At 67.1% G+C, this 23,212-nt stretch carries 24 protein-coding genes; 7 read left to right on the top strand and 17 right to left on the bottom strand.

Annotated features, from left to right (window positions below):
• The gene (locus RCP80_RS07220; RefSeq protein ID WP_308481685.1) at nt 1-801 is read left to right on the top strand and encodes an acyl-CoA dehydrogenase family protein; all 801 of its coding nucleotides are present in this window, start codon (nt 1-3) and stop codon (nt 799-801) included.
• A gap of 71 nt (nt 802-872) precedes the next feature.
• Here RCP80_RS07220 and RCP80_RS07215 read toward each other — a convergent pair whose 3' ends face one another.
• Nucleotides 873-2,243 (bottom strand): LLM class flavin-dependent oxidoreductase, encoded by a 1,371-nt coding sequence (locus RCP80_RS07215; RefSeq protein ID WP_308481684.1) that lies wholly within the window; start codon nt 2,241-2,243, stop codon nt 873-875.
• Nucleotides 2,244-2,409: 166 nt separating this feature from the next.
• Here RCP80_RS07215 and RCP80_RS07210 point away from each other — a divergent pair, with 166 nt between their 5' ends.
• A complete protein-coding gene (locus RCP80_RS07210) occupies nt 2,410-3,039 on the top strand; it encodes a TetR/AcrR family transcriptional regulator (protein WP_308482734.1) in 630 nt (209 codons plus the stop codon).
• 14 nt (nt 3,040-3,053) lie between these two features.
• On the opposite strand, the gene RCP80_RS07205 is transcribed toward RCP80_RS07210, so the two are convergent.
• Nucleotides 3,054-3,905 (bottom strand): TIGR03619 family F420-dependent LLM class oxidoreductase, encoded by an 852-nt coding sequence (locus RCP80_RS07205; RefSeq protein ID WP_308481683.1) that lies wholly within the window; start codon nt 3,903-3,905, stop codon nt 3,054-3,056.
• Between the two features lie 83 nt (nt 3,906-3,988).
• Between RCP80_RS07205 and RCP80_RS07200 the strand changes: the two genes are divergently transcribed.
• Complete coding sequence (locus tag RCP80_RS07200) at nt 3,989-5,185, top strand: cytochrome P450 (RefSeq protein ID WP_308481682.1); 1,197 nt, start codon at nt 3,989-3,991, stop codon at nt 5,183-5,185.
• A 3-nt stretch (nt 5,186-5,188) separates the two neighbouring features.
• Here the strand turns inward: RCP80_RS07200 and RCP80_RS07195 are convergent, their stop codons facing one another.
• The 4 genes from RCP80_RS07195 to RCP80_RS07180 form a co-directional block, all read right to left on the bottom strand.
• Nucleotides 5,189-5,983, bottom strand: coding sequence for an SDR family oxidoreductase (locus tag RCP80_RS07195; protein WP_308481681.1), 795 nt, complete (start codon nt 5,981-5,983; stop codon nt 5,189-5,191).
• 80 nt (nt 5,984-6,063) lie between these two features.
• Nucleotides 6,064-6,621: a nuclear transport factor 2 family protein gene (locus tag RCP80_RS07190; protein WP_308481680.1), complete on the bottom strand. Its 558-nt coding sequence runs from the start codon at nt 6,619-6,621 to the stop codon at nt 6,064-6,066.
• 54 nt (nt 6,622-6,675) lie between these two features.
• The gene (locus RCP80_RS07185) at nt 6,676-7,104 is read right to left on the bottom strand and encodes a VOC family protein (protein ID WP_308481679.1); all 429 of its coding nucleotides are present in this window, start codon (nt 7,102-7,104) and stop codon (nt 6,676-6,678) included.
• A gap of 34 nt (nt 7,105-7,138) precedes the next feature.
• Nucleotides 7,139-7,909: an SDR family NAD(P)-dependent oxidoreductase gene (locus RCP80_RS07180; protein ID WP_308481678.1), complete on the bottom strand. Its 771-nt coding sequence runs from the start codon at nt 7,907-7,909 to the stop codon at nt 7,139-7,141.
• A 150-nt stretch (nt 7,910-8,059) separates the two neighbouring features.
• Here RCP80_RS07180 and RCP80_RS07175 point away from each other — a divergent pair, with 150 nt between their 5' ends.
• A complete protein-coding gene (locus tag RCP80_RS07175) occupies nt 8,060-8,731 on the top strand; it encodes a nitroreductase family protein (RefSeq protein ID WP_308481677.1) in 672 nt (223 codons plus the stop codon).
• A 17-nt stretch (nt 8,732-8,748) separates the two neighbouring features.
• Here the strand turns inward: RCP80_RS07175 and RCP80_RS07170 are convergent, their stop codons facing one another.
• From RCP80_RS07170 to RCP80_RS07160, 3 genes are read right to left on the bottom strand one after another with little or no spacing between them, the layout of a single operon-like run.
• On the bottom strand, nt 8,749-9,693 hold the full coding sequence (locus RCP80_RS07170) for a TIGR03564 family F420-dependent LLM class oxidoreductase (protein WP_308481676.1): 945 nt from the start codon (nt 9,691-9,693) through the stop codon (nt 8,749-8,751).
• 21 nt (nt 9,694-9,714) lie between these two features.
• Entirely contained in the window at nt 9,715-10,578 is an 864-nt protein-coding gene (locus RCP80_RS07165) for an SDR family NAD(P)-dependent oxidoreductase (RefSeq protein WP_308481675.1), read from the bottom strand.
• 2 nt (nt 10,579-10,580) lie between these two features.
• On the bottom strand, nt 10,581-11,324 hold the full coding sequence (locus RCP80_RS07160) for an SDR family oxidoreductase (RefSeq protein WP_308481674.1): 744 nt from the start codon (nt 11,322-11,324) through the stop codon (nt 10,581-10,583).
• A gap of 165 nt (nt 11,325-11,489) precedes the next feature.
• On the opposite strand from RCP80_RS07160, the gene RCP80_RS07155 reads away from it, so the two are divergent.
• Complete coding sequence (locus tag RCP80_RS07155; protein WP_308481673.1) at nt 11,490-12,674, top strand: cytochrome P450; 1,185 nt, start codon at nt 11,490-11,492, stop codon at nt 12,672-12,674.
• Between the two features lie 41 nt (nt 12,675-12,715).
• Here RCP80_RS07155 and RCP80_RS07150 read toward each other — a convergent pair whose 3' ends face one another.
• The 3 genes from RCP80_RS07150 to RCP80_RS07140 form a co-directional block, all read right to left on the bottom strand.
• On the bottom strand, nt 12,716-14,317 hold the full coding sequence (locus tag RCP80_RS07150) for a GMC family oxidoreductase (RefSeq protein ID WP_308481672.1): 1,602 nt from the start codon (nt 14,315-14,317) through the stop codon (nt 12,716-12,718).
• Nucleotides 14,318-14,378: 61 nt separating this feature from the next.
• Complete coding sequence (locus tag RCP80_RS07145) at nt 14,379-15,554, bottom strand: acyl-CoA dehydrogenase family protein (RefSeq protein ID WP_308481671.1); 1,176 nt, start codon at nt 15,552-15,554, stop codon at nt 14,379-14,381.
• Nucleotides 15,555-15,557: 3 nt separating this feature from the next.
• The gene (locus RCP80_RS07140; RefSeq protein ID WP_308481670.1) at nt 15,558-16,571 is read right to left on the bottom strand and encodes an acyl-CoA dehydrogenase family protein; all 1,014 of its coding nucleotides are present in this window, start codon (nt 16,569-16,571) and stop codon (nt 15,558-15,560) included.
• Nucleotides 16,572-16,749: 178 nt separating this feature from the next.
• Between RCP80_RS07140 and RCP80_RS07135 the strand changes: the two genes are divergently transcribed.
• Nucleotides 16,750-17,406, top strand: a complete 657-nt coding sequence (locus tag RCP80_RS07135; protein ID WP_308481669.1) for a TetR/AcrR family transcriptional regulator — start codon at nt 16,750-16,752, stop codon at nt 17,404-17,406.
• A gap of 117 nt (nt 17,407-17,523) precedes the next feature.
• Here RCP80_RS07135 and meaB read toward each other — a convergent pair whose 3' ends face one another.
• The 5 genes from meaB to RCP80_RS07110 all read right to left on the bottom strand — a co-directional run bounded on the left by meaB (nt 17,524) and on the right by RCP80_RS07110 (nt 22,705).
• Complete coding sequence (meaB, locus tag RCP80_RS07130) at nt 17,524-18,387, bottom strand: methylmalonyl Co-A mutase-associated GTPase MeaB (RefSeq protein WP_373693508.1); 864 nt, start codon at nt 18,385-18,387, stop codon at nt 17,524-17,526.
• Between the two features lie 175 nt (nt 18,388-18,562).
• A complete protein-coding gene (locus RCP80_RS07125) occupies nt 18,563-19,333 on the bottom strand; it encodes an enoyl-CoA hydratase/isomerase family protein (protein ID WP_308481667.1) in 771 nt (256 codons plus the stop codon).
• A gap of 1 nt (nt 19,334) precedes the next feature.
• Nucleotides 19,335-20,426, bottom strand: coding sequence for an acyl-CoA dehydrogenase family protein (locus RCP80_RS07120; RefSeq protein ID WP_308481666.1), 1,092 nt, complete (start codon nt 20,424-20,426; stop codon nt 19,335-19,337).
• Nucleotides 20,413-21,318: an acyl-CoA dehydrogenase family protein gene (locus RCP80_RS07115; protein WP_308481665.1), complete on the bottom strand. Its 906-nt coding sequence runs from the start codon at nt 21,316-21,318 to the stop codon at nt 20,413-20,415. Before RCP80_RS07115 ends, RCP80_RS07120 begins: the two co-directional genes overlap by 14 nt.
• Nucleotides 21,296-22,705 carry a class I adenylate-forming enzyme family protein gene (locus tag RCP80_RS07110; RefSeq protein ID WP_308481664.1) on the bottom strand — a complete coding sequence of 470 codons (1,410 nt, stop codon included), beginning with the start codon at nt 22,703-22,705 and terminating at the stop codon, nt 21,296-21,298. The genes RCP80_RS07115 and RCP80_RS07110 overlap by 23 nt, the downstream gene beginning before the upstream one ends.
• A 174-nt stretch (nt 22,706-22,879) precedes the next feature.
• Here RCP80_RS07110 and RCP80_RS07105 point away from each other — a divergent pair, with 174 nt between their 5' ends.
• A complete protein-coding gene (locus tag RCP80_RS07105) occupies nt 22,880-23,209 on the top strand; it encodes a 2Fe-2S iron-sulfur cluster-binding protein (RefSeq protein ID WP_373693464.1) in 330 nt (109 codons plus the stop codon).
• Nucleotides 23,210-23,212 lie beyond the last annotated feature (3 nt).

Raw genomic sequence — 23,212 nt, 5'->3', positions numbered from 1 at the left:
GTGGACCAAGAGTCGCTCGACATGCTCGAGGTGTCGCTACGTAAGACCATGCTCTCCACCGCCGGCCCGGACCTCGATGCCGCACTGACCGAGATGGGCTGGGCCGAGATGCTGGCGGAGGCCTCCGATACGGCGGTGCCACTGGTGTTCCGCCTGCTGGGCGAAACCGGCTCGCATGCTTCGATTCTCGTCGACGTTGTGCTACACGCGACCGGCAACGAGATCGGTGCGGACGTGGAACTCCCGCTGCCCTATGCCGGCAACACCTGGGTGGTATGGGACCGCGGCCCCAGCGACGCCGCCAATCCGACGCTGGGCGGGCTGCCGTTGCGTCGCGAAGACGAGGGTTACCCGATCCGGGTCGCCGAGGCGCGCCTGGCGGTGGGCTGGTGGCTGGTCGGAGCGGCCCGGGCGATGCTGGGCCTGGCCCGCCAACACGCGCTGGACCGGGTGCAGTTCGGCAAGCCGATCGCGTCGTTCCAGGCGGTCCGGCACCGGCTCGCCGAAACACTGGTGGCCATCGAGGGCGCCGAGGCAACGCTGACGCTGCCCGGGACCGACAACCCCGACCTGACCGCCCTGCTGGCCAAGGCTGCCGCCGGGAAGGCCGCCCTGACCGCGGCCAAGCATTGCCAGCAGGTGCTGGGCGGCATCGGGTTCACCGCGGAACACGATCTGCACGTGCACGTGAAGCGCGCCCTGGTGCTCGACGGACTATTGGGCAGCTCAAGGGAACTCACCCGTAGGGCCGGAGCCGGCCTGCGGGCCCGCGGTTCGGTGCCACGGCTGGCCCAGCTTTAGTTTTCCCGGCCCGAGTTGCCACCGGCGTACAGATTTTCCACTGAATTTCGGTACCCCAGTGGCCAGCCGTGTCAGCAGCACATTCCGCGGTAGCCGTGCGCCGGGTGCCGTTCCGAGATGTGCGGACGGTCGGTGTCGAAGATCTTCTGCCGCAACGTTCCCGGCCGGTACTCCGTCTGCATGATCCCCTTGTCCTGCAGCACCGGGACCACGTGCTCGAAGAAGTCGTCGTAGCTCTGCGGCAGCAGCATGTTCATCACCTGCACGCCGTCGGAGCCGGCCGCCTGGAACTCCAGCAGCCGGGTCGCGATGGTCTCCGGCGACCCGACCACCATCTGCGGCAGCGACATCGTGGTGAGGAAGTCCTTGATCGTCGGTTGGCTGCCGGTGGGCCATGCATTGATCAGCGACAGGAACGCCCCGCGGATGCCGGGCATCGTGTCGACGATGTCCGCCAGCGGTGTATCGGGGTCATATTGGCCGAGATCCATGCCGCTGAGGCTCGCGAAGTAGGCGGCCTGGGCCTCCTGGGAACGCCACTGCTCCAGTTCCATCCACTTCCGGTTGGCCTCTTCATCGGTGGAGCCGACGACAAACATCAAGCCCTGCAGGAACACGATGTCCTCGTCACGGCGACCGTGTGAGCGAGCCAGTCCGCGCACCGTACTCACCTGCTGGGCAATGGCTTCCGGGGTGAAGGCCGACAGGAACATCACCTCGGCGTGCCGACTCGCGAAGTCGAGGCCGACCGGGGACCCGCCGGCCTGCGCCAACAGCGGAGTGCGCTGCGGCGAGGGCTCCATCAGGTTGTACCCCTCGACGCGGTAACGCTGACCGACATGGTTGATGTCGTGCACTTTCGCGGGGTCGGTGTAGACGCCCCGCTCGGGATCGTCGACGACGGCACCGATGTCCCACGACGCTTCCCACAGCTTGTACGCGACGTCCACGTACTCTTCGGCCCATTCGTAGCGCTGGTCGTGCGACAGCCCGCCCGGCACACCGAAGTTGGCGAACGCACGCTCATTGGCCGAGGTCACGATGTTCCACCCGACGCGTCCGTTGCTGAGGTGATCGAGCGTCGAGACCTGACGGGCGAAGGCGAACGGGTGCTGTTGGATCACCGAACTGGTGTACATCAGGCCGATATCGGTGGTCTCCCTGGCGAGCACCGGCAGCAGCATGGTGCAATCGCCGATCGGCACGTTCATCGCCTGCTCGAAGACGACGTCGCGGGATCCGTTGTACTCACCCTGTACGCCAAGCAGATCCGTGAAGAAGAACGCGTCGAAACGGGCCCGCTCGGCCTTCTTCGCCAGTTCGACCCACATGTCAAAGCTCTTGAACTCCCGGTTACGGGCGTCGGGGTGCCGCCAGCCGCCGTGGAAGTTGTGGCCGATGGAGTTCATCACCAGCAGGGTGAAGATCATTCGTTTGGACATCGGACTCCTCCGCAGCGCGCATGCAGGTCCGCATCGGCGCGGCCCCGCTGCTATACATATGTATAGCAGCGGTCGATGTCCCGTCAAGGGCGCCCGGAGCCGTCATACGTCGGAAGTACGGACATCGCGTGTCAAGATGTAGGCGTTCGAGATGAGCGAGGAGACCATGGCAGCAGCACCGCGGCGCGTCGGCGCCGAGACGTCCAAGACGCGCGACGCCCTGCTCGATTGCGTCGAACAGTTGTTGCTCGACACGGGGTACGCCAGCATCAGCTATCGCGCGCTGGCCTCCGAGGCCGGCGTCACACCCAGCCTGGTGCAGTACTACTTCCCCACCCTCGACGACATCTTCCTGTCCGCGATCCGGCGCTATTCCGAACGCAACCTCGAGTACTTGACCAAGACCTTGCGGGAGAACCCCGACGACCCGCTGAAAACGTTGTGGAACTACAACCAGCGCGAGGCCACCGGCGCCATGATGACCGAGTTCATGGCCCTGGGCAACCACCGCAAATCGATTCAGGCCGAGATCGCGAAAGTCACCAAGCGGATGCGCAAGGTCCAGGTCGACGCCTTGGCCGCCAAGTACGGCAAGGACGCCCGCCTGGGTGGTGACCTCTCGCTGTCGGCGCTGCAGCTGCTGATGTCGGGCATCCCCAAGTTCTTGAGCCTCGAGGAGGGCGTCGGGGTGAAGACGGCGCACAAAGAGGTGACGGCGGCGTTCGAGAAGTTTCTGGAGTCATTGGACGCGGAGCCGGCCACGCCGCCGACTCGCGGCGGTGCGCGGCGCCGCTGAAGTCCCGCGGCGACTCAGCTCAGCTGCTCGGCCAGCACCGCGTATCGATCGAGGAACTCCAACGTCGACGCCGGGTCGCCACCGCCACGACGCCCGCCGCCCAGCACCACCCGGTTGAAACCCAGCTCGCGGTAGCGGGCCAGCACCTCCGGCGCCGGATCGCCCCAGGCCATGATCGTCATATCCATGGTCGCCGGATCGCGATCCGCCTCTTGCGCCAGCCGACGGAACTGCTCGACCGCGGCGGCGACGTCGCCGAGGGCCGCGTCCCCGGGTAGCCAACCATCGGCCCACGCCAGGCTGGCGCGCAGCGCCTTGGGGCCGGTCGCCGAGGTCAGCACGGGCGGCCGCGGTTGCTGCTGCGGCTTGGGATAGGACCAGACCGGCTCGAAATCGTAGAACTCGCCCTGATGTTCGGCCTCGTCCTCGGTCCACAGCGCGGTGAGCGCCCCGACCATGTCGCCGAGTGCTCGATAGCGATCAGGCCAGGCGATGGATTGCGACACCTCGAACTCCGCCCGCATTCCCACCCCCACCCCGAACAGCAGCCGACCGCCGCTCATCTGGTCCAGGGTCGCGACTTGCTTTGCCAGGGTGAATATCTCGCGCTCCAGCGGCAGCGCCACCGCGGTGCCGACGCGCAGCGTGCTGGTCGCCTGCGCGGCCATCATCAGCGACAGCAGCGGGTCCCACATGCGCTTCTGCGCCGACAGCAGACCCGGATAGAACTGATCGGCCGCCGCCACCGGAATCTGCGGATGTTCGCCAACCCAGAATGATTCGAAGCCCCGCGATTCCAATTCGGCGCCCAGCACATTGGGGGTCAGGTCTCGTGGCGTGTTCAGTGAGATGAAGCCGAGGTCCATTGCCGCTCCTCCGGGTCGGGCGTGTGCTGTACGATCGTACTGCACGCGCCGGTCATCCGGCGGCGCAAAGACTTAGGAGCAGCATGGGACCAAGTGACGACGGTCAGCTCTACTACGATCCCTACGACGTCGCCCTCGACACGGATCCGTACCCCACCTACCGACGTCTCAGGGACGAGGCGCCGGTGTACTACAACGACAAGCTCGACTTCTGGGGCCTGAGCCGGTTCGCCGATGTCGAGACCGGCCTGCGCGATGTGGAGAATCTCAGTTCGGCCAAGGGCGACATTCTCGAAGTCGTCAAAGCCGAACCGGTGATGCCGTTGGGTGTTTTCATCAACGAAGATCCCCCACTGCATACCGTGCACCGGCTGCTGGTGTCGCGCGCCTTCACGCCGAAGAAGATGCGGGCCATCGAGGAGCAGGTCCGCGCGTTCTGCGCGGCATGCCTGGATCCGCTGACCGACGGAGACCGCTTCGACTTCACCCTGGACTTGGGCGCCGAGATGCCCATGCGGGTGATCGGCATGCTGGTCGGGATGCCCGATTCGCTGCAACGCGATGTCCGCTCGATTGCCGGCCGCAGGTTGCGCAACACCCCGGGGCAGCCGCTGAAGGTCAGCAAGACCAACTACTTCAACGGCAACATGTTCGCCGACTACGTGCAGTGGCGGTCCCAGAATCCCTCCGATGATCTCGTCACCGAGTTGCTCAATGTCGAGTTCGATGACGTCACGGGCACCCGACGCCGGTTGCGCACCGAGGAGTTGCTGGTGTTCTTGGGCGTCATCGCCAACGCCGGCACCGAAACGGTCGGCCGCCTGTTCGGCTGGCTGGGCAAGCTGCTGGGCGAGCACCCCGACCAGCGCCGCGAGTTGGTCGCCGACCCGTCCTTGATCGCCGGCGCGGTCGAGGAAGTGCTGCGCTTCGAACCGCCGGTGCACCATATCGCCCGCTACGTGGCCAAGGACGTCGAATACCACGGCCAGACCATCCCCACCGGCAGCGCGCTGCTCCTGATGTCCGGTGCGGCCAACCGCGATGACCGCAAGTTCGACGACCCCGACCGGTTCGACATCCACCGCAACGCCAACCATCTGTCCTTCGGCCGCGGCACGCACTTCTGCCTCGGCGCCTCGTTGGCTCGACTCGAGGGCCGCGTCGCGTTGGAGGAGATCCTGAAGCGGTGGCCAGACTGGTCCGTGGACCTGGACAACGCGGTGCGGGCGCCGACTGCGACGGTGCGGGGCTGGGACAGCATGCCCACCATCGTGGGCTGAGGATCAGTCGCGCCCGGCCCGCGCAACGGGCACGTTCAGCCGCACGTCCCGGCACTCGAAGTCGGCGAATTCCATTGCCCAGGACGGCTTTCCGTGCTGGACCACCCAGCACGAACCGGTGGCCTCGGTGGGCGCGGCGATGGCGGTCAGCACCGCATCGGCCACCTGCTCCGGCTCCATCACCGGGACGCCGATGCGCTCGACGAGTTGGCGCCGATCACCGAGCACCCCGGTTTCGGTGATGCCCGGGCAAATCGTGTGCACGGCGATGCCTTCGGCGGCCAGATTGGGCGCGATCGAGCGCATGAACCCGACCACGGCGTGTTTCCCGAGCGAGTAGACCGGATCGGGATGCCAGGGCAGGATGCCGGCCAGGGAGGCGGTCGCCAATACGACGCCGGCGCCTCCGGTGCTGCGGGCCCGCATCGCGCGCACGGCCGCCGCCGCACCGAAGACCACGCCGTGGACGTTGACCCCGACGGACCGGTGATAGGCCGCCAGGTCGAGCGTGCCGATGTCCCCGGACCAATCAATGGTGATGCCCGCGTTGAGGAACGCGAGATCCACGCTGCCGAGTTCGGCGGTACACGTGGCGAATGCCAGATCCACCTGTCCCGGATCGGAGACATCGCACTGCAGGCCGAGCCCGCCCAACGATTCGGCGACGCCCAAGGCGGTGTCCTTGTCGATGTCCAGCACGCAGATCCGCATCCCTTCGGATGCCAGGCGCTGCGCCGTCGCGCGGCCGATGCCGGAGCCACCGCCGGTGATCAGCGCGACTCGATCGTTGAGTTCCATTGCGGCTCCTATCGGAGAAACAAGTCGGTCCGGCACCGACCTGGGTACCGGACCAACCTGGATGCTTCAGTGTGTCGTGGCTACCAGCGGCTGACGGGTTCGCTGTCCAACTGCAGCGGACGCGTGTAAGACGGGTCGGTCCGGTCCCAGGTGCCCTTGATGAAGCCCTTCACCGCTCCCGACGCCAGCACCGAGGAGTCGCCGTTCATCATCCACTCGATGGTGCACCGGCGCAGTGCGATCTTCCACTCGCCGTCGCGACGCTCCAGGCGGTCGAGGTACCGCCCACCCATCAGCGAGACGATCTTGCCGCCCTTGGCTCGCATGGCGCCCATGACGTAGCTCTCGGCATGCGCCTCGTCGCCGTTGATCTCGCAGGTGTGGGTGGTGACGTTGTGCAGGTGATCCTCGAACACCATTTCGTGCACGCCGTTGGCCCAGGCGCCGTATTCCGGCCCGGTCTTGACGGTGGGGCCGTGCTCGTCGATACCGTCCTCGAAGTACACGCTGCCCATCAGTTCCGCATCGTGTCGGTCGTGGCCGCGAGCCTGCTTCATCACGCAATCCAAGATCGCGGTGCGGTCCTCGAGGTACTGCAGCCGCTCGCGCAGTTGCTTGAGCTCATCATCGTTCGACATGAAGCGTCCTTTCGCAGAGATAACTGTTCGGTAAAAATGGTCGGGCCGTGCGGATCAGCCGGCCGGCACCGGGCGCACGCTGGCGTGCATCAACTCGATCAATTGCCCTTCCGGATCACGGGCGATGCAGACGTATCCCCCGGGCGGTTCCGCGATAATCGCGCCGCCCGCGGATCGCACCGCATCCTGGGCCTGTGCCATGTCGTCGACGACGATGGACAGATGGGTCAGGCCGGCGTTGACCATCGTTCGTTCGGGCTGGGCCGGGGCGGCGTAGTCAGCGAAGGTCAACAACTGCAGGACGAACGCGTCCTTCTGCAGATAGACCGCCTCGAACCCGATCGGGGGTTCCAGCGCCAGCAGGCCGGCCGCGATATTGTCGGGCACGGTCAGCCGCTTGGCTTCGGTGAATCCGAGGGCTTCATAGAATTGTGTGGACTTTTCGAGGTCACGCACTCGAAGTCCGACGTGGCTGACACTCATCTGAACTACCTCCGTGCTAGGTGGTGACGGGCCGTCAGACGCCGGCCGGGCCGGGTCCGCCGTGCATGTAGAGGGTCTGCCCGGAGCAGTAACTCGAGGCGTCCGAGGCGAAAAACAGTACGCCGTAGCCAATCTCGTCAGGATCGGCGATCCGGCCCGATGCGTTGGTCTTGCCGATCATGTCGATGTCGAAGCCCTGGCGCGCCGCGTCGGCCTCCAAGCCCGGGGTCCGGATCGCCCCGCACGCGATGCAGTTGACTCGGACACCTTTTCGGGTCCAGGCCGCGGCCATCGATCCGGTCAGGTTGTTCAGGCCGGCCTTGGCCGCGCCGTAGATCGCGGCCTGCGGCATCGCCAGCAGACTGGCACCCGAGGAGATGTTGATGATCGAACCCTTGCCCTGCTCGATCATCGGCTTGGCGGCCGCCCGCGACAGGTACCACGCGCTGGAGAGGTTCAGGTCCAGGACCTGATGCCATTCCTCATCGGTCCACTTCATCAGCGATTTGGTCTCGCCGCCGCCGGCGTTGTTGAGCAACACATCGAGTCGGCCGAATTCCGCCACCGTGGCGTCCACCAACGCCCGGCACTCTTCTGCCGAGGTGACATCCGTGGGGACGGTCAGCGCGCGCCGCCCCAAGGCTTCGATCTCGCGTGCGGTGGCCTTCAGCGGTTCCTCGCGACGGCCGGCCAACACGATATCGGCACCGCGTTCGGCCAGCACCAGCGCCGATGCCCGGCCGATACCCGTTCCGCCGCCGGTGATCACGGCGACCTTGCCGTCCATTGCGAACCTGTCGTTCACCACAACACTTTCCTCTCGATTGAACACCGCACCCCGAATGCAATACGAATGTACAGCACGCGCGGCCGGTCACAACCCCGGTCTGACGAGTTCGTGCGACAAACCGCGCAGATGCTCGACATCTGAGCTCGCGTGGAGTACACCCATGAGATGCCCCAACCGACCAATGACGTCTGGGAAGTGCTGTCCACCGCGCGCTCGATTCGCCGGTTCAGCGAACGGCCGGTCGACGACGAGACCCTCAACCGCTGCCTCGAGGCCGCCACCTGGGCCCCCAATGGCGCGAATGCACAGTTGTGGCGATTCATCGTGCTCGACGCACCGCAGCAGCGGGCCGCCGTCGCCGAAGCCGCCCAGGCCGCGCTGCGAACCATCGAGTCCATCTATGGGATGAGCCGGCCCGCCGCCGACGACCACAGCCGGGCGGCGCGAAACAACCGCGCCACCTACGAATTACACGACCGCGCCGGTGAAGTGACCTCGGTCCTGTTCGCAGCGTTCAAGAATGACTTCGCCTCCGAGCATCTGCAGGCCGGGTCCATCTATCCGGCGATGCAGAACTTTTATCTGGCCGCGCGCGCCCAGGGCCTGGGCGCCTGCTTCACGAGTTGGGCTGCCTACGAGGGCGAACAGACCCTGCGCGCCGCCACCGGCGTGCCCGAGGAGTGGATTCTGGCCGGGCACGTTGTGGTCGGCTGGCCGCGCGGTCGGCACGGCCCGGTACGGCGCCGCCCCGTCGGCGATGTGGTGTTTCGCAACCGCTGGGACAACTCGCGGGCCGACATCATCTACGGCGCAGGCGCCCGGCCTACCGAGAAGTGACCACCGGATAACTCGGTTCACCCGGCCGACTGATCCGTGGCGCGGGCCAGCGCGCTCAACAGCGTCCGGGTGCGCTGCAACGAGGCTCGCCGTTGCTCCCGGTCCTGACCCACCGCAACGGGTTGCGCCCACACGTCGGTGGCACCCGCCTCGATCAGGCGCTCGAGTTGGCCCTGCACTGCGGCCTCGTCGCCGACTATCGCCACATCGGCCGCCGATGCGCCGCCGCCGGATGCGATGATCCGCGCGAAGTTGGTCGCCGCACCGTATCCGGTGGCGGTCGCGGCCACGGCTTCTCGAGCCGCCGCCAGGTCGTCGTGTACCGCAACCGGTAGCCCGGCCACCACCCGCGGCGCCGGCCGACCGGCCGCGATTGCCGCCGCCCGCAGCACCGGGACAATCGATTCCTCGATCGCCGGCGCCGCGGCCATCCACAGCACAACACCGTCGGCATACCGGCCGGCGATGGTCAGCATCCGCGGTGAAAGCGCCGCCAGCAGAACGGGAATCGGATGGTCGGACTTGGCCATCCGGCCGTTGCTGTGCGTGCTCCACTCCTGGCCGTCGAAGTCGGCGTCGCCGTCGCGCAACAGCGCGCCGACGATCCGCAGATACTCCTCGGTGTTGCGGGCCGGCCGCGCATACGACTGCCCCAGGACGTCTTCGACGATCGGCCGGTGCGACGGCCCCAGGCCCAGCGTGAGACCGGGTCGGCCCATCGCGTTGGCGGCGGCCACCACGCGGTTGGCCTGCAACAGCGGGTGACACGGGTAGGTCTGCAGGACCGCCGTCCCCAACTCGATCGAGGCGGTGGCGCCCCCGGCCAACGCCATGGCCACCAACGGATCGCCGGCGACCGCACTGGCGTACCACAGCGAGGAGAACCCGTCGGCTTCGGCCTGTTGGGCTTGGCGCACAATCGAATCGACGGAAGACCCGCCGCCTGTCAGTCCGATGCGCACGGCGCCACTCCTTCGGTTTCGTCACCGCATGACATGGGCCTGCTGTTGGGGCGGATGCACGTCGAACAGGTCCCGGTACGAGGGCGGTTGCCGGCCGTCTTCGTCCTTGATGCCGTATTCGACCGCCAACTCCGCGCCGATCAGCGTCTGACCGGTGACCGCCATGAGGTCGGGGTCATTGTAGAGCGCGGCGATCACATGTCCGGTCAGCTCGGGAGTCTCGGCGGTATCCAGGATGTGCCCGAGCTTGTCGGGGTTGGCGGCAACGATCTTGCGCACTCGGTCGGTGAGCAGTGACCCCATCCAGATCGACACCGCCGCGATGCCGAATTCCTTGAAGTCGAACGCCATATCCGCGGCCATCTTGTCCACGCCGGCCTTGGGCACCCCGTAGGCGGGGCCGAAGGCGTAATGCACCGAGCCCGAGGACGACGTGAACACCACCAGACCATGCCGGTGCGGCAGCATCAACGGGGCGGCGTACACCGTGGCGACGTAGCTGCTGCGCAATCCCACGTCGAGGGTGTCGATGACATTGATGGGCTCGTCCCAGAACTTGGTGCGGGCCATCATCTCGTCACGGATGATCGCGGCGTTGTTGACCAGGATGTCGACGCGCCCCTGCTCGTGTTCGATCCGCGCGAACAACGCCCGCACCTGATCGTCGTCGCCGTGATCGACGCGCACCGCAATGCCCTGCCCGCCGGCCGCCGTGACCTTGGCGGCTGTCTCCTGGATCGTCCCCGGAGTCGGGGCGTCGGCGGGAGATTGGCTGCGACCGGTGACGTAGACGGTGGCGCCGTGGCTGCCGAGGGCGTGTGCGATGCCAGCGCCGGCGCCGCGGCTGGCTCCGGTGACGACCGCGACGAGCGGGGTATTCGGCATTTTCACAGCACCGCCCCGCCGTTGACACCGATGACCTGTCCCGTCACATAGCCTGCCCCGTCGGAGCACAGATAGGAACACAGTTCGGCCACGTCGTCGCCGGAGCCGAGGCGTCCGGCCGGGATGGCCTGCAACAGATACTCCGCCGGCGGCAGCTTGCCGGCCTCTTGTTGTTCCCGCAGCATTGGCGTGTCGATGACGAAGGGTGGCACGGTGTTTGCGGTGATGCCCTTGCTCGCGTAGTCGATCGCGATGGACTTTGTCATCGCGATGACGCCGCCCTTGGTTGCCGAGTAGTGCGCCTGGCGCCCGGCGCCGCGCTGGCCGGCCGCCGAGGAGATCGTCACGATTCGGCCCCAGTGCGCTGCCACCATGTCCGACAGGGCCGCCCGCACGCTCAGGAAGGTCCCCGTCAAGTTGACCGCCAGATAACGGTTCCACTCCTCGAGGGTGATCTTGTCCAGCCGGGTGAAGCCCGAGATCGCCGCACTCGTCACCAGGATGTCGACCGGCCCGAGTCCCTGGCGGACCTCGGCGAAGGCCGCGGTCACCGAATCCTCGTCGGCGACATCGACGCGCAGGCCGATCGCCTGGTCGCCCTGAGCCTGCGCTTCGGCGGCCGCCTCCGCCGCCGCGTCGGCGTTGATGTCCATTATCGCGACGCGGTGACCGTCGGCGGCCAGCCGGACCGCGATGGATCGTCCCACCCCGGACCCGCCGCCGGTCACTACCGCTACTCGACTCACTTGGCTGCTCCTTCATCGCCGGCGCCCCAACCGCTGTACATATGTATAGCGAAGTGGAAAGGTAGATACAAGGCGCGGCCGCCGCACCGGCTGAGCGCGCCCTGCTATACGCTTGTACAGCGGTGCTGTTGTACATTCGCATGACTTTTCAGCCAAGGAGCGGACGTGGACCTCTACTACGACCCCTGGGATGTCGAGATCGACCTCGATCCCTACCCGACCTATCGCCGGCTCCGCGACGAGCAGCCGCTCTACTACAATGAACGGCACGACTTCTGGGGCATCAGTCGTTATGCCGATGTCGATGCGGCACTGCGGGATCCGCATCGATTGAGTTCCGCCAAGGGCGACATTCTGGAGGTCGTCAAAGCCGACCCGGTGATGCCTCCCGGCGTCTTCATCAACGAGGATCCGCCGCTGCACACCATCCACCGCACGCTGGTGGGACGGATGTTCATGCCGAAACAGATCCGCGCGATCGAAGACAAGGTGCGCGCCTTCTGTGTCGCGTGCCTGGATCCCCTGGTCGGCGCCGAGGAGTTCGACTTCGTCCAGGACTTGGGCGCCGAGCTTCCGATGCGCACCATCGGAATGCTGGTCGGCATCCCCGATGTTGACCAGCCGTCCGTCCGCGCCCAGGCGCATGCGGTGTTGCGGAACAAGCCGGGTGAGCCGCTTCCGGTCAAGAAGGACCACTACTTCGACGGCGACATGTTCACCGACTACGTCGCGTGGCGCAAGAAGAACCCCTCCGACGACCTGATCACCGAGCTGCTCAACGTGGAATTCGAAGACCAGACCGGCACCACGCGCCGGCTCCGCACCGACGAGTTGCTGATCTTCCTGGCCGTCATCGCCGGTGCCGGAGTCGAAACCACCGGCCGGCTGTTCGGCTGGATGGGCAAGGTGCTCGCCGAGCACCCCGACCAACGCCGGGAGTTGGTCGAGGACCCCTCCCGCATCCCGGTCGCCATCGAGGAACTGCTGCGCTTTGAGCCGCCCGGCCCGCACGTCGCCCGGTTCGTGGCGACCGACGACGTGAGCTTCCAGGGGCAGACGGTGCCCGCCGGGAGCGCCCTGCTGATGATGCTCGCGTCGGCCAACCGCGATGAACGCCATTTCGAGCACCCCGACGCCTTCGACATCCACCGCAAGCCGGGCGGGCACCTGACTTTCGGCCGCGGCGCGCACTTCTGCCTCGGTGCGCCACTGGCCCGCCTGGAGGGCCGCATTGCACTCGAGGAGGTGCTCAAGCGGTTCCCGAAGTGGGAGGTCGACCTGAGCCGCGCCCGCCGCTCACGGACGTCCACGGTGCGCGGGTGGGACACCATGCCCGCCATCATCGGGTGAGCCCCGCCGAGCGGATCGGCGCGGCGGCGTGCCCGCGCCGGTCAGCGGTCGGCCACGATGAAATCCGCGGCACGCCAGGCCATCGCCATGATCGGCCCGTTCAGGTTTCCGGCCACCATGGTCGGCATCACCGAGCAGTCCACCACCCGCAGGCCGTCGATTCCGCGCACCCGCAGCCGAGAGTCGACGACGGCGTCGTCGTCGGGCCCCATCGCACAGCTGCCCACGGCGTGGTACCCGCAGTAGCCGCCCTCGAGTGCAGCCTCGACGAGTTCCTCGTCGCTCTGGCGCTGAGGTCCGGGATAGGTTTCCTGGCTGATGCGGTCGGCCAGCGGCGACTGGTCGAAGATGTCGCGCATCTTGCGGTAGATGTTGGCGGCGGTTTCTCGGTCGTGGTCGGTGCTCAGGTAGTTCGGATCGATGCGCAACGGCGCGTCGGGATCACTGCCGGTGATCTCACAGCGCCCGGTCGAGGTGGGCCGCAGCACCATGCCCAGGCCGGAGATGCCGGCCTGACGCTGAACCGCGACAGGTCCACCGGTGTTGTAGGGCGGGATGGTCCAGGGCCCCAGCAGCAGCTGGCCGTCGACGCGTTGGGCGTCCGGGCGGGACTTCACGAACGCGAGGATGTCGAAGGACGGCGTCGCCAGCGGCCCCTTCCGGGTGGCCAGGTACTGCACACCCGTGAGAGCCTGGGCAACGCTACTCGAGAGCTTGCGGTTGTAACCGAGGTCTTCCTTGAGGTCGGCCCGCAGTGCCACACAGCGATGTTCGCGCAGCCCTCGACCGACGTTGTCGCGCTCCAGATACACGGACACACCAGCGTCGGCCAACACCTCGCGGGGGCCGATCCCCGACTGTTGCAGCAGTTTCGGGCTCTGCAAGCTCCCCAACGACACGATCACCTCGCGCGTCGCCCGCACCTCGCCGACACCGCTGCCGTCGGCGACCTGTAGCCCCACCGCGCGCCCGGCCTCGAGAAGGAGGCGCTGCACGGTTGTTCCGGTGCGCACGGTCAGGTTGGGACGGTGGAGGGCCGGCTTCAGAAAGGCGCGCGCCGCGCTGACCCGGCGCCCATCCTTGATGGTGGAGGCCGCGTAACCGATTCGCGGGGCGTCGGTTTCGTTGATGTCCTCGACGCGTTCCAGGCCTGCCGCCGTGCCCGCCGCCATCATCTCCTCGCAGAGCTCATCAGGATTGCGTGGAACGGAGATGTGCAGTGGGCCGCCGACACCGCGGGTGGGTGAGGGGCCGAACTCGTTGTCCTCGAACGCACGGTAGATCGGCAGGATCTCGTCCCAGCCCCAGCCCTTGTTGCCGAGCTGTTCCAGCTGGTCGTAGTCGTCCCGGTTGCCGCGGTTGTAGACCATGCCGTTGATCGAACTCGACCCGCCGAGGACCTTGCCCCGCATCCAGTTCTCCACATGCGGCGTGGGGCCGAACGGCGTAGTCGAGTAGTGCCACATGTATTTCGGGTTCTCGAAGAGCATGCCCGAGCCCTTGGGGATGCTGAACAGGGGATGGCGATCGCTGCCACCGGCCTCAACCAACAGGACCGTCACCGACGGATCCGCGGAGAGTCGGTTGGCCAGCACGCAGCCCGCCGATCCCGCCCCAGCGATGATGTAGTCGAAGCTCGTCATACCCGGACTCTCCTAGCCCTCGACGCTGTCGCCGTACGAATGTACGGCAGAACGGGTGGAACTACGCGCGGGGCAGTCCCAGCACCCGTTGGGCAATGATGCTGCGCTGGATCTCCGAGGTGCCGCCGGCGATCGTGCCGCCGAAGCTGCGGACGTAGCGCTCGAACCAACTCGAGGTCGGCGCATCCTCGCCGAACGGCGCGAACGGCGCGGTCAACATGGGGTGGCTCAGACCATCAGAACCCGCTGACTCCAACGCATTCAGTCCGGCCTGCTGGAACGCCTCGGAGCCGAACAACTTGAGCACCGACAACGCCGCAACGTCCTGGTCGCCGCGAGCCTCGCGGGCCAGCGCCACCGAGCCGAGCAGCCGCAGCGCCTGGGCGTCCATGTAGAGCGTCGCGTAGTGATCGCGGTCGAGCACGGTTCGGGGGCGAACGTCGGTGATCAGTTGGTCGAGCCAATCGGCGTAGCTGAGCCACAGCAGCGTGCGCTCGTGCCCAAGAGAGCCGTTGGCCACCTTCCAACCCTCGTTGAGCGGCCCGATCAGATTCTCCGCCGGCACCCGGGCATCGGTGAAGAACACCTCGTTGAAGTCCAGATCGTCACGGCCGCAAATGGATGCGAACGGCCGACACGTCACGCCCGGGGTGTCGGTGGGAACCAGCAGGACGCTGATGCCCTTGTGCTTGGGCGCATCGGGATCGGTACGCACGAAAGTCAAAATCACGTCGGCGTCGTGCGCACCGGAGGTCCACACCTTCTGGCCGTTGACCACGAAGTGCTCACCGTCACGCACCGCGGCGGTGCGCAGCGAGGCCAGATCAGAACCCGCATTGGGCTCGCTCATGCCGAGCGCCGCGGTGATCTCGGCACGCAGAATGGGCACCGCCCACTTCTGCTTCTGCTCGTCGGTGCCGAACGACAGCAGCGATGCGGCGATGATGCCCAGGCCCTGCGGGTTGTAGCTCTGGTAGATGCGGCGCCGGGACAACTCGTCGCGGTGCACATACTGCTGCAGGATGCTCGCATTGCGGCCGCCGAACTCCGGCGGATTCCCGGGCAGCAGCCAGCCGTGGTCGAACATCACCCGCTGCCACTGCCGGGCCCACGCGGGAATGTCCGCCGTCGACCCGGAGCGCTCGTCGGTGGTCGCCGGGTCCGGCAGATGCTCATCGAGAAAGGCGATGAACTCGGACCGGAACGTCTCGACGTCGTCATCAAACGTCAATTGCACGGCTCAGACCTCCGCGAGTGCCATGTCGGCGACCACGGCCCGGTGCTCGGCGGCACCGCCGAGCAGCAACTCGAAGGCCTTGGCCCGCTTGAGCGCGAACTGGACGTCGTTCTCCCAGGTGAAGCCCATCGCGCCGAACAGCTGAATGCCGTGCTTGAACACCAACGACTGGCACTCCCCCGCCGCGGCCTTGGCCATATGCGCGGCCAGGCGCCGGCGCGGATCGTCGGCGGCGATGGTCAACGCCGCGAAGTAGGACAGCGCGCGGGCGCGTTCGATCGCGACGTGCATGTCAGCGGCCTTGTGTTGCACCGCCTGGAAGGACCCGATGAGCACGCCGAACTGCTGGCGCGAGCCCACGTGTTCGAGGACCATGTCCAACACCCGCTGGCAGGCGCCCACCATCGTGAGCGCGAGGCCGGTCAGCGCCACATCCTTGGCGCGCGCCACGTGGTCGGGATGGGCGGCGATGACGCGGTCACCGGTGGCCACCCGGACCCGGTCGAAGGTCACCTCGGCAACGTGCAGCACCGGATCGAACACCGGAACGGGACGGGCCGAGAACTGTTCGGAGCCAACGACAAACACGCCGGCCGGGGTGGCCACCGCGATCCGGTCCGCGCGGTCACCGTCGAGCACGTGCCGTGCGGTGCCGTCCAACTCCCAACCGTCGGCGACCCGCGCCGCGATGACGCCGTCATACACCGCCGCGCCGGCCAGCTTGGGATCGGCGGCCCCCGGCGCCAACGGAGTGAACTGGGTCAGCGTGGCGAGGTAGGGCGTCGGGTCGGTGGCACGCCCCAATTCCTCGACGAGCAGGCCGAGTTCGACGGTCTCCTCGGCCTCGGTCAGTTCAGTCCAGCCGTTGTCGACGTACGACTTCCACAGCGGCGCCGAGGTGCCCTGCTCCTGCCCCTCGGCGATGGCGCGCACCAGGGACGCGGGGCACTCCTTGGCCAGCGCGTCGCGCACGGTGTCGCGCCATAACCGCTGATCGGAATTCAACTCCAGCAGCATGGGCGCGCCTCCTCATGACGAATGCTTGACGCGATTACTTTCGCGCAGTGGGAGAATAGCATTCTCCACATCTGCCAGTAAGAATCTCTTAAACCATGGGTGTGACGACGCGTTGCGGATAGTTTCTCCGGTACAGTTTGTCCATGTACTTTCCACAGGGCCGCGGGTGGGCAGCCCGATGAGCAGTCCCAGCGAAGAGCCCGCGTGGAAGCAACGTGCGGTCGAAAGGTCGATCAAGACCGCCAAGTTGCGCGCCGCTCAGCGGGTGCAACGGTTCCTCGATGCGGCCCAGGCGATCATCACCGAGAAGGGCAGCACCGACTTCACCGTGCAGGAGGTCGTCGACCGCTCCCGGCAATCGCTGCGCAGCTTCTACCTTCAATTCGACGGCAAGCATGAACTGCTGCTCGCCCTTTTCGAGGACGCCCTGAGCCGTGCGGCCGATCAGATTCGCGCGGCGACCTCCGGCCAAGCCGACCCGTTGGACCAGCTCAGGGTGGCAATCGAGTTGCTGTTCGAGCTATCTCGACCCGATCCGAGCGCCAAGCGACCACTGTTCACGGACTTCGCCCCGCAGCTGCTCATCTCCCACCCCAACGAGGTTCGCGTCGCCCACGCGCCGCTGATCACGTTGTTCAAAGAGCTGATGGACGACGCCGAGGCGGCGGGCAAGCTGCGCCCGGGCCTCAACTCGCGGCGGATGGCGGCGATGACCATGCAGACCGTGATGTTCACCGCGCAGTCGAGCGCGCCGGCCGATGACGACTCGGTCCAGCCGATCACCGCAGAAGAAGTCTGGGAGTTCTGCGCGCACGGTTTTGCGACCGTCAGCTAGCAGCAGAACCACGTTCTCGGTGGCCTAGAACAGGACTTGCGCCAGGTGTGGCCAAGGTCTCCATAAGCTCATTTTGCGGCGCCCATCGCCGCCCGCGGCCGGGCCCCGCTTCGCGCCTCAGCGCTCGGGGCCGAGTCCGGCGAGCGCGTCGGCTGCGGAGTACGCATCGGTGGTCCCGGCGGCGACCTCGGCGGCCAACCGCGCCAACGCGGGGTGGCGCTGCAGCCGGGTCTGGGCGAGCGACAGTATCTGCGCGCGGGCCCGGGCAGCGCGACGTTCTGGGGTGTCGGCGCGATGATGAGCTTCGATGGCCTCCACCAACTCGGGCAGCCCTTCACCCTGTGCGGCAACAAGTTTCAGGATCGGTGCAGCGGTCTCGGCATGAAGATCCCGGACCGTCTGGTCCGCGCCGTCGCGATCGGCCTTGTTGACCACCACCAGGTCGGCCACCTCCAGCAGGCCCGCCTTGGCGGCCTGGATCGCGTCGCCGGCGCCGGGGTTGAGGATCACGACCGTCGGATCGGCCACCGCGGAGATCTCCACCTCGGACTGGCCCACCCCCACCGACTCCAGGAACACCACGTCGTAATCGAGGGCCGCAAGCAACCGGATCGCTGCCGGAACCACGGCGGCCAACCCGCCCAGATGCCCACGGCTGGCCACCGAACGGATCAATACCTGGGGATCGTTGATGTGGGCAACCATCCGGATGCGGTCTCCCAACAACGCCCCGCCGCTATACGGCGAGGAGGGGTCGACCGCGAGCACCGCAACCCGCAGACCGCGCTCGCGATACGCACCTACCAGCGCTCCGACCGTGGTCGACTTCCCGGCGCCGGGCGGTCCGGTGACACCGACGACACGCACCGTCGCGGGTTCGTACTGCTCGACCACCGCGAGCGCCTCGGCCCGGCGCGGTCCCTCGACCAGGCTGAGCAACCGCCCCGCCGCCCGGATCGATCCTGCTCGGGCGGCCGTCATCAACTCGGCGGCATCGGGGAGCTCACGGGTCACAACCATCGATTATCTGTCCTTGCGCTGGCGGGTCCACCCTCACCTTAGGAGAATCGTATTCTCTTGACACGAGAGGCTTCGTCGCGATCCCTAGTGATTTCGGTGCGCTGGGAGGCGCTGAGCGCCTCCCAGCGCACCGAAATCACCTCTTGGCCTTGGCGATCAGGCCGTCGACGATGCTGTTGAAGTCCGCGGTGCCGAACGAGACGTACTCGGACAGGTTCGCGTAGTCCAGCGAGGCCATCACCGAGCGTTCGAGCTGGATGTTCATCAGCCGCTTCGTGGCCTCGACCGCTTGCTGCGGCAGTTCCAGGATCTTCTTGGCGCAGGCGATCGCCTCCGCCACCGGGTCGGCCACCACATGGTTGGCCATCCCCAACTCCAGCGCCCGCTGCGCGGAGATCTTCGTTGCGGTCAGCGCGAACTCCTTGGCCTGCAGGAAGCTGATCTGGCTGGGCCACACCAGCGGACCGCCGTCGGCGGCCACCAGCCCGATCTGCACGTGCGGATCGGCGAAGTGCGCGGTCTCGGCCATGTAGACGATGTCGGACAGGGCGGCGAGGCTGCACCCCAGTCCCACGGCCGGACCGTTGACCGCCGCGATCACCGGGATGCGGCAACGCACCATGCCGATGACGAGGTCACGACCGTGCTTGATGGTCTTGATGCGCAACGCTTCATCGCGGCGCAACTCGTCAAGATAGTTGAAGTCGCCGCCGGCCGAGAACGCCCGGCCGGCCCCGGTCAGCACCGCTGCCCGCGCCCCGGCGTCCTCGTTGAGCGCCTCCCACAAGCCGGCCAACCCCACGTGCAACGCGTCGTTGACGGCGTTGAGCGCATCGGGCCGGTTCAGCGTGATGATGCGCAGCGCGCCATCGGCCTTGACGTCGATTTCGTCTGGCATTCCATACATTTCAGACTCCCAATCCCAGGATGCGTGCGGCAACGATGTTCTTCTGGATCTGCGAGGTACCGCCCATGACGCTCTGGGCGCGGCTGTACAGGTAGGCGCCCAGCATCTCCTCGTCCCCGGTGCCGGCGACCTCGAGGGCCGCATGCCCGACGGCCTGCTCGACCCAGGTCATCAGCAGCTTGTCGATAGACCCGTTGGGGCCGTGCGAGAGACCGTCGAGTTGCTCCGAGAGCCTGCGGCGCACGTGGTGGGTGAGCATCTCCACCTCCACGGCGGCCCAGACGAGATCCTGCGACGGTGCTTCGGTGCGGGCCGCCAGCGATCGGACCAGCTTGTCGTAGCGGGCCGCGAAACCCAGGGTCGAGGGCTCGCGCTCGTGACCGACGACGGTCATCGCCAACGGCCACCCCTCGCCCGGTGCGCCGACCATGTTCTCCACCGGCACCTTCACGTTGTCGAAGCTGACCTGGCCGAATTCCTTGGTCACGCCGCTGATCATCTTCAGGGGTCGCTGCTCGATTCCCGGTTCATGCATGGAGCAGATGAACGCCGAGATGCCGCGGTGGCGTTTGGCTTCCGGATCGGTCCGGGCCAGCACCAGGCACCAGTCGGCGACATCGGAGTAGCTGGTCCAGATCTTGTGGCCGTTGATGACGTAGTGCTTGCCGTCGCCGTCAAGCTCAGCGGTGGTGGTCAACGAGGCCAGATCGGATCCGGCGCCGGGTTCGGAAAATCCCTGGCACCAGCGTTCGGTGCCGTTGATCATGCCCGGCAGGAACCGCTGTTGGATCTCCTTGCTGCCGTGGTGTCCCAAGCCCACGACCAGGTACCCGAGACTGGGCCGGGCCGGGGCGCCGGCGCGCGCGAGTTCCTCGTCCAGGATGACGTCGTAGACCGGTGGCAGTTCCTGTCCGCCGTACTCCTTCGGCCAGGACAGCCCGAAGAACCCGCCCTCGTACAGCGCGCGGTGCCACTCGCCGGCCTTGGCCCAGTACTCGTCGCCCGACGTCGGAAATTCCTTGGCGTGCACGGCCAACCAGTCGCGCAGCCGCTGCCGGAATGCGGCTTCTTCGGCGGAATCACGAAAGTCCAAGATCGATGTCCTCCCACTTGACGGGCCACAGTTCGGTTGAGGTGAGGGCGCGGCGCAGGTACACGTGCGCCAGGCACTCCCAGGTGTTGCCGATGCCGCCGTGCACCTGGATCGAGGTCTCACAGACCGTGCGGGCGGTGCGCGCGCAATACAGCTTGGCCACCCTGGCGGCTCGGATGGCTTCCGCTGCCGGAAGTTCGTCCACCGCCCACGCGGCATGCCGCAGGATGGACACCGACCCCTCGGTCAGGGTCAGGCTCTCCGCCAGCAGATGCGCCACCGCCTGGTACGAGCCGATCGTATTCCCATACTGCTCACGGATTTTCGCGTACTCGACGGCGAGGTTCAGCGCACCGCGGGACACCCCCACCAGATCGGCGGCGGTCCCGACCAGTGCCAGCGCCGCCCAGCGCTGGGCGGCCTCAGCCGACACCGAGCCGACGGTCGCGGCGGTGCCGAGGGTGGCGCGGGTGCGGGTCAGGTCCGCGGTCTCCGCGTCCCCGGCGAGGTCGGCCGCGAGCACGGCCGTGCCGTCGAGCGACAGGGCGCGCGCGCTGCCCCGGGCATCCACGGCCAGCCCGGCGAACGCCACCGTCGTCCCGTCGGCGTCCACCCCGTCGAGGTGCCGGGCCAGATCGTCGGCGAGCACCGGTCCCAGAAACGGTGCATCCACCAATCCGCGGCCGAACTCCTCGGCGATGATCGCGACCTCGACCCCGGAGGCTTCGTCGGAGCGCAGCGATCGCCAGCCGGTGATGCCGATCTGCTTGTCGAGGCGGGCGATTCGCCCGCTGTCCTCGAGATCGGCGACCGATCCGGGACCGAGGTCGTCGGCCAGCTTCGCTGCGGCATCGCGCAGTTGTTGTTGTTCAGTGGTCAGTCGTACATCCATGGCGCTCCTTCAGCACGCGACGCAGCACCTTGCCCGACGGGAGGCGCGGAATCTCCGGCACGAAAACGATTTCGGTGGGACGTTTGTAGGACGCCAAGGTGTCGGCCACCAGGGCGATCAGCTCGGCGGGGTCCACCCCCGCGTCGGCGGCGACGGCGGCCACCACGGCTTCCCCATCGGTGGCATGCGGTACGCCGAACACGGCGCAGTCACTGACCGCCGGATGTCCGTGCAGCACCGCCTCGACCTCGGCCGGGGCTACCTGAAAGCCCCGGACCTTGATCATCTCCTTGGCGCGGTCGGTGATCCGCAGGTAGCCCAGCTCGTCGAGATAGCCGACGTCGCCGGTGCGATACCAGCCGTCGTGCAGGGCGGCCTGGGTGGCTTCGGCGGGCAGATAGCCGGCCATCAGCGAATCCGACCGGGCCTGAATCTCGCCCGGCTCACCGGTGGGCACCGGCTCGCCGGTTTCCAGCGACACCACCTGCAGCCGCACCCCGGGCGCGGCGCGCCCGACGGTGTCCAATGGCCCGTCGCGCAGGTCGTTGCAGCTCAACACCGGCAGCTCGCTGGCGCCGTAGGCGGTAGTCCAACCGGCACCGGTGCGGCGCGTCACCGTCTCGGCCACGCTCACGGTCACCGGGGTGGCGCACCACATGAGATAGCGCAGCGTCGACAGGTCGAACGATTCCAGGTCGGGATGCGAGGCGATCGCCAATGCTATTGGCGCCACTGCCATCTCGACCGTGATGCGATCCGATTCGATGTGGCGCAGCATCGCGTCGATGTCGAACCGGCGATGCAGCCGCAACCATCCCCCGGTCTCGAGCACCGTGACGATGTTCAGCAGGCCCAGGATGTGCGACGGCGGGGTGACGATCTGCAGCCGGTCCTCGGGGCCGAGCGCCAACACCGCGCCCCAGTGCCGCACCGCGGCCCGAAATGAGCCGTGGGTGTGCCGTACCGCCTTGGGCAGTCCGGTGGTGCCGGAGCTGAACACCAGCACCGCCTCCGATTCCGCTGCGGGCGCGGAATCCGCGGCGGCGGCCGCGACGGCGGTGATGGGTGTGTCGAGGTGCCACATCGGCATCAGTTCGGCCAACACGGGTTGATCGCCGACGCCGTGCTGGGGTTCGGTGAGCGCGAGCGCCGCGGCGACCTCGGCCCGTTTCCACGCCGGACTGATCAGGACGACGGAGGCACCCAGTTGCCACACCGCATACAGCGCGACGACGAACTCGGGACGGTTCGACGACATCAACGCGACCCGGTGGTCGGCCCGCACGCCGCGCTCGGCGAGCGTGGCGGCCAGGCCGTTGATCAGGGCGTCGAGTTCCGAGCGCCGGTAGGTACGCTCCTCGAAGGCGAGAACGACCGGATCGGGCATCGGTCCTCCTCGTGAGATCGAAGTGTCAGCGCCGCGTTTCCGACCGCTGGTCGAGCCGATGCGGACGGCTGACCTGGCAGTTCGAGAAGATGCTATCGCGGTATGAGAATACTATTCTCATTGAGGTAGAATACACATACCGTTCCGTAAGTTTTCAGGCCCGAGGATGGGGTGATGACAGTTCAGATGTCCAGTGACACCGAGACCGCTCCTTCGTCGGCTGCCGACGATCAGGGCGGCGTGACGATCCAACTCGACGGCAAGACCGTGACCGTGCCGCTCCGGGACGGCGAGACCATCCTGGAGAGCGCCCGACGAGCCGGCATGACGCCGCCGTTCTCCTGCGAGGCGGGCAACTGCGGTACCTGCATGGCCAAGCTGAGCAGCGGGACCGCCACCATGAGTGTCAACGACGCGCTCGACGACGACGAGGTCGAGGAGGGGTACGTGCTGACCTGCCAGGGCGTCCCCGACGGTCCCGTCGTCGTCGACTACGACTGCTGACCG

Origin of the sequence: Mycolicibacterium sp. MU0053 (genome assembly GCF_963378095.1) — a bacterium.
In the GTDB taxonomy this organism is placed as follows: Bacteria; Actinomycetota; Actinomycetes; order Mycobacteriales; family Mycobacteriaceae; genus Mycobacterium; species Mycobacterium burgundiense.
This window is presented reverse-complemented; position numbering and strand designations above follow the sequence as displayed.